Source organism: Paracoccus alkanivorans, from assembly GCF_003697785.1.
Lineage (GTDB): Bacteria > Pseudomonadota > Alphaproteobacteria > Rhodobacterales > Rhodobacteraceae > Paracoccus > Paracoccus alkanivorans.
This window is the reverse complement of sequence record NZ_QOKZ01000028.1, coordinates 1-6,465: the sequence shown is the minus strand read 5'-3', so window position 1 is coordinate 6,465 and position 6,465 is coordinate 1. Positions and strand designations below refer to the sequence as shown.

Below are 6,465 nucleotides of genomic sequence, written 5' to 3'. Positions count from 1 at the left end.
GCGACGATCCAGACTCCCCACACGCAAGGCAGCTCAACTTCTGGAAACAGGCCCTCAAAGATATCCCCGAGCAGATACAGCTCCCGACAGATCGGACAAGACCCGCAACACCAAGCTACAACGGGGCCAGCCTGTCATTCCGGCTGGATGAAAACACCCATGCGGCGCTGGACCGGCTGGCACGTGCTCATGACGCATCGCTGTTCATGGTGTTGCATACAGCCCTTGCGGCAACCCTCCATCGCTTGGGCGGATCGACCCGTTTTGCCATCGGCACCCCCGTTTCGGGACGGGACGATCCAGCCATGGCGGGCATGATCGGGATGTTCGTCAATTCGCTGGCGCTGCCGACTGACTGCTCCGGTCAACCCGGCTTTGCCGAGCTGCTGACCCGGCTGCGCGATGCCGATCTGGCCGCCTTCGATCATGCCGACCTCCCGTTCGACCTGTTGGTCGAGGGGCTTGATCTGCCCCGACGCCCCGATCTGCATCCCCTGTTCCAGGTGATGTTGTCGCTTACGCCCCTGAACCGGATCGCGCCCGATCTGGGCACCGCGCGCAGCGAAAACCTGTTTCTCTTGCCCGAGGTCGCAAAGTTCGACCTGAGCCTCGATCTGTTCGATGTCGCAGCCACAGACGGCACCCCTGCCGGGCTCGAAGCGGTTCTGGAATATGCCAGCGACATTTTCGACGAAGCCACGGCGATCCGCATCCGCGACGGTTTCACGACGATAATCACTGCTATGCTGGAGGATCCGACCCAGCCCATCGCGCGTGCACCGCTGATGCCACAGCCTCAGCGGGATCGCCTGCTGACGCTTGGGCAGGGTGGAAAGACGGGTTTTGACGGTCGCCTGCTGGGACAGCGTTTTGCCGACCGGGCCGCCGCCGATCCCGACGCCCCGGCATTGCGGTTCCGCGATCAGGCATGGAGCAGGGCGCAGCTTGACGCCCGGGTGAACCGGTTGTCCCGGGCGATGCTGGCACATGGCGCCGGACCGGGCCGAAAGGTGGCGCTGGCGGTCACCCGCTCGGACCGCGCAATCGTCGCAATTCTCGCGGCCTTCCGCACCGGCACGGCATTCGTCACCATCGATGCGGAACAATCCGTGGACCGGGCCGCCGAAATGATCCGGGAATTCGCCCCCGACCTGGCGCTGATACATGGTCCGGCATCCCGGGGGCTGGATTTCGCTTGCCCGGTCATCTCTCTGGAGGACGAGCCGGATACGAGTGACACCCCGCTGACGCAGGCGGAACTGCCCCGCCGGATCCGTCCCGGGGATGCGGCCTATGTTATATTCACCTCGGGCTCGACCGGGCGGCCCAAGGGTGTCGTGGTCCCGCAATCCTCGATCGCCACGTTGGCGCATCAGCAAGAGCCGCTATATCATATGCTGGCCCGTAACGCGGAAATCGACGGCCCGATGCGCGCCGCGCTGACCGCGCCTCTGCAATTCGATGCCGCGTTCGAGGAATTGCTGGTTCTCGTCGCGGGGCATGAAGTCGACCTGATCGATGACCGGACCCGACAGGACGGCACGGCGCTGGTAGCGCATCTGCACCACCGCAAGATCCAGTTCATCGACAGCACGCCGACATTCTTTGAAGCCCTGTGCAATTGCGGCCTGCTGGAAGGAGACGCCGCCCCCCGCATCGTCTTTCTGGGCGGCGAGGGAATGTCGCCGGCCCTTTGGCAACGCCTGCGCGAAACGCCAGGCATCGCCGCCTGCAATGTCTACGGTCCGACCGAATTCACCGTCGATGCGAGCCTGGCGCATCTGGCCGACAGCACCGAGGTAACATTGGGGCGGCCGGTGAAGGGCGCGCAATTCCTGATCCTCGACGCTTCGCTCCATCCTGTTCCTGTCGGTGTTGTTGGCGAGCTGTACATTGCCGGTGCGGGGCTGGCGCAGGGCTATCTGAACCGGCCCGATCTCACCGCCGAGCGCTTCCTCGCCAATCCCTTCAGCCCCGGGCAGCGCATGTACCGCTCCGGCGACCTGGCCCGGTGGCGCGAGGACGGACAGGTCGAGTTCATCGGCCGCGCCGACCAGCAGATCAAGATCCGCGGCTTCCGCATCGAGCCCGGCGAGATCGAGGCCGCCATCGCCCGCGAGGGATATCCCCAGGCCGCCGTCATCGCCCGCGAGGACAGGCCGGGACAGAAACAGCTCGCCGCCTATGTCGTCGCCCCCGCCCTGGACGCCGATGCCCTGCGCCGGGCACTGGCCGCAAGCCTGCCCGATTACATGGTCCCCGCCGCCATCCTGCGCCTGGACGAGCTGCCGCTGACCCCCAACGGCAAGCTCGACCGCCGGGCATTGCCCGCCCCCGGAACCGCCCCGGGCCCACGCCGCACCCCCCGCAACGAGACCGAGGAACGCCTCGCCGCGCTCTTCGCCGAAATCCTCGGCTGCGACACCCCCGGAATCGATGACAGCTTCTTCGCGCTCGGCGGGGATTCCATCTCCTCCATCCAGCTCGTCGCCCGCGCCAGAAAGGCCGGCATCACCCTGACAGCCCGCGATGTGGTACAAAATCAGACTGTGGCCAGACTCGCGCCGCTGGCCCGATCGGTTACGGACACCCATACTACCCCCACCATTCCGGCAAGCGGCGATCTGCCCATGACGCCGATCATGCTGGACATGGTGGCGCAGGGTGGTGACTGGTCGCGGTTTCAGCAATCCGCGCTGCTGGATATCCCATCCCCCGATCCCGATGCACTGGCCGCTGCGCTGAATGACCTACTGGCGCATCATCCGATTCTGGGTGCCCGTCTGATCGACGAAAATCGGCTGCATGTCCCTTCGGAACCGCGTCAGGCCGATATCCTGACAGTGATCGAGACAGACCTGCTGACCGGCAGCGAGTGGGAAATCGGGCTGCGAGCCGCCGCTTCGGAGGCGGCAGACCGGCTGGATCCGAAACAGGGCCGGTTGATGCAAGCGGTGCTGTTCCGGTCTGCGGATGCGGCCAGGCTGCTACTGACCATCCATCATCTCGCAGTCGATGGCGTCTCGTGGCGTATCCTGCTGCCCGACCTGGCCGAAGCCCTTGCCGCGCGCGGAGCCGGCAGGACTCCCGTTCTGCCGACCGTGGCGACCCCGTTCCGCGCATGGGCATTGGCGATGCCCGGGGCCGCGCAGTGTCGGCTGGATCAGCTGCCACTCTGGCAATCCATCCTCTCCCACCCACGATCACCGCTGACAACACGCCCGCTTGATCCGGCCAGAGACCGTTTCGGCAATCAGTCCCTGCTGCATGTCGCGCTGGATGCCACTACCACCGAGGCGTTGATGACCCATGCCACGCGCCGCATCGGCGGCGGCATGAACGAAGTGCTTTTGACCGCCCTGGCCCTGGCCGTGGCCCGTTGGCACGGGCATGCCGGGCTGACGCTGGATATCGAGGGGCATGGGCGCGAGGACATTCTGCCCGACACTGATCTGTCGCGCAGCCTCGGTTGGTTTACCAGCCTGTTCCCGCTGCACCTGGATGTCGGCCAACCTGGCGATCCGGCGCGGCTGCCCGCACCCGCAATCGAGGTCGCGCTGAAATCGGTCAAGGAATCCTTGGCCGCTATCCCCGAAAACGGCATTGGCTATGGTCTGCTGCGGCACCTGACGTCCGAAGGCGCGGTGCTGGCCGGTCATTCGGCACCCGAGATCGGCTTCAATTTCCTTGGCCGCTTCGACACCGGCGGCGATCTGGCAGGCTGGCGAATTGCCCCGGAGGGACTGGCCCTCTCGGGCGGCGCGGCAGAGCAGCCGTTGGCCCATGCGCTGGAACTGAACGCGCTGGTCACTGGCGACACGCCCCGACTGCTGGCTGACTGGACATGGGCGGGTGATCTGTTCGACTCGCACGATATCGCCGAACTGGCGGAATTGTGGCTGGCCGCCCTGCGCCGCATCGCCGAAGTCTGTGTCGCATCCGATGGCCGGCTACTGACACCATCGGACCTGCCGGGTTGCGCCCTGGATCAAACCCGGATCGACGCCATCGAGGCCAGCCATGCGCCCGTGGCCGAGATCCTGCCGCTGTCGCCACTGCAGCAGGGTTTTCTGTTCCATTCGCTATACGACCGCGATGCCGAGGATATCTACCTGTCCCAGATCACCTTCACGCTGGAAGGAGCGCTGGATCCGGACCGCCTGCACCGTGCGGTAACGGCCCTGCTGGCCCGCCATCCCGCCCAAACGGCCAGCTTCCTGCATGAGGATCTGGATCACCCGATACAGGTGATCCCGGCATCGCCGGATGTGCCCTGGAGGCTGGTTGATCTGGACGGTCCCGCCGACATCGCACTGTCTGCCTTGCAGGACGAGGACATGGCACTGCCTATGCCGTTGCATGAGGGCCCGCTGCTGCGCTTTACATTGGCGCGCGAGACAGCGCAGCGGCATCACCTGGTGCTGACCAATCATCACATCATCATGGACGGCTGGTCCACGCCGTTGTTCCTGCGCGATCTTCTGGCGTTGTATCGCGCCGATGGTGATGACCCCGCCTTGCCCACGCTCCCGGCATGGCGCGACTATCTCGCCTGGCTGGCCACACGTGACGAACAGGCCGCAATGCGAGCATGGCATGATGCCTTCGAGGGATTGGAGCAACCCGCCTTGCTCGCCGGGGGCGTTGTGCCAAGGGCTCCGGCGCGGCTGCATGTGGATCACCTGCCCGAGGAGCTCGGCCACGCGCTTCAGGCACTGTCGCGCCGGCTGGGTGTGACCCTGAACACGCTGATCCAGACCGCATGGGCGCTGGTCTTGCGGACCGAGTTGGGCCAGGACGATCTGGTGCTGGGTTCGACCACTTCGGGGCGTTCCGCCGATCTGCCGGGGATCGAGCACATGGCGGGTCTGTTCATCAACACCATTCCGCTGCGTTTTACCCTGCACCCGGCCGAGACACTGGCCGACATCCTGCTCCGCATCCAGCGTGAACATGCGCTGCTGCTGGATCACGACCATCTCGGTCTGGCCCGGATTCAGAAGGCAGTTGGTCAGGGCAACCTGTTCGATACGCTGGTGGTATTCGAGAACTACCCCATGGGCGAAAAGCCCGAAAGCGGGCTGGAGGCACGGTTCCGCGACAATCGCGGCGGTGATACCTCGCATTATCCGGTCAGTATCGGCATCACCCCGGGCGAGCGGTTCGAAGTAAAATTCAGCACCCGCCCCGATGTGATCGGCGCCGATCGCGCCGACCGGCTGCGCCGCCGCCTGATCGCCGCGCTGGAACTGCTGGCCCATCACAGTGACCAGCGGCTGGCCCGGCTGAGCCTGCTCGAGAAAGGCGAAGCCTCGCTGTTGACCGGTCCGTGCGACGACCGTCCCGCAATCTCGCTGACCGAGGCGTTTCGCAGCCAGGCCACCGCCACGCCCGACCAGATCGCACTGGTCTGCGGTGACGAGCGCCTCGACTGGACCGTGCTGTCGGTCCGCGTGAACCGCCTGGCCCGCCACTTGGTGATGCAGGGCGCCGCGCCGGGACGGACAGTCGCCATCGCTCTGCCCCGCAGCGCGGAAAGCGTGATCGCGATGCTCGCCGTTGCCCGCAGCGGCGCGGCATGGGTGACACTGGATATGGACCAGCCGGACGAGCGCCTTCGCGACATGTCCAGCCGGGCCGGTTGCGCGCTGGTCCTCGCCACGGCGGCAACTGCCGCGCGGCTGGATCAACCGGGCATGACCGCGATCCTACTGGACGACAGGGACACGGCATCGCGGATCGCAACATTGCCGGAGGATCCAACCGGGCTGCCGGTCGCGGCGGAAGACGATCTGGCCTATATCATCTTCACCTCGGGCTCGACCGGTCAGCCAAAGGGCGTCCGCATCACCAATGGCAATATCGCCAATCTTCTGGCCCAGCACCGCGGCGCGTTTTATGATCCGATGCGCGTGGCCAAAGGCCGCCGGTTGCGGATGGCCGTCAGTGCGCCTTTCAGCTTTGACACCGCGCTGGCGGGGCTCCTGTGGATGGTATCGGGGCACGAGCTGCACGTGTTGTCCGACGACGATCGCCGCGACGGCTTCCGCATGGTGGCCTACTGCCGTGACCGCCGAATAGACGCAATCGATGTCGGTCCGACCCATTTCGAGCAGCTTCGCGAAATCGGCCTGCTCGATGGAGATCAGAAATACCCCAGCATCGTGGCCTTCGGCGGCGAGGCCGTCAGCCCGGCGCAATGGCAGGCCGTGCAGGTGCCCGGCGTCACAGCTTTCAACGCCTACGGTCCCACCGAAGGCACCATCGACTCGACCTTCGCCGAGGTGACGGGTGAGGAAGTGGTGATCGGCCGCCCGTTGCGGAACGGCCAGATCGCGATCCTCGACGCATCTCTCCATCCTGTTCCTGTCGGTGTTGTTGGCGAGTTGTACATTGCCGGTGCGGGGCTGGCGCAGGGTTACCTGAACCGGCCCGATCTCACCGCCGAGCGCTTCCTCGCCAATC

At 65.6% G+C, this 6,465-nt stretch carries 1 protein-coding gene; it reads left to right on the top strand.

Annotated features, from left to right (window positions below; genetic code table 11):
- Positions 1-6,465: non-ribosomal peptide synthetase (locus tag C9E81_RS22495; RefSeq protein ID WP_122114590.1), on the top strand; the 6,465-nt coding region annotated here is incomplete at both ends.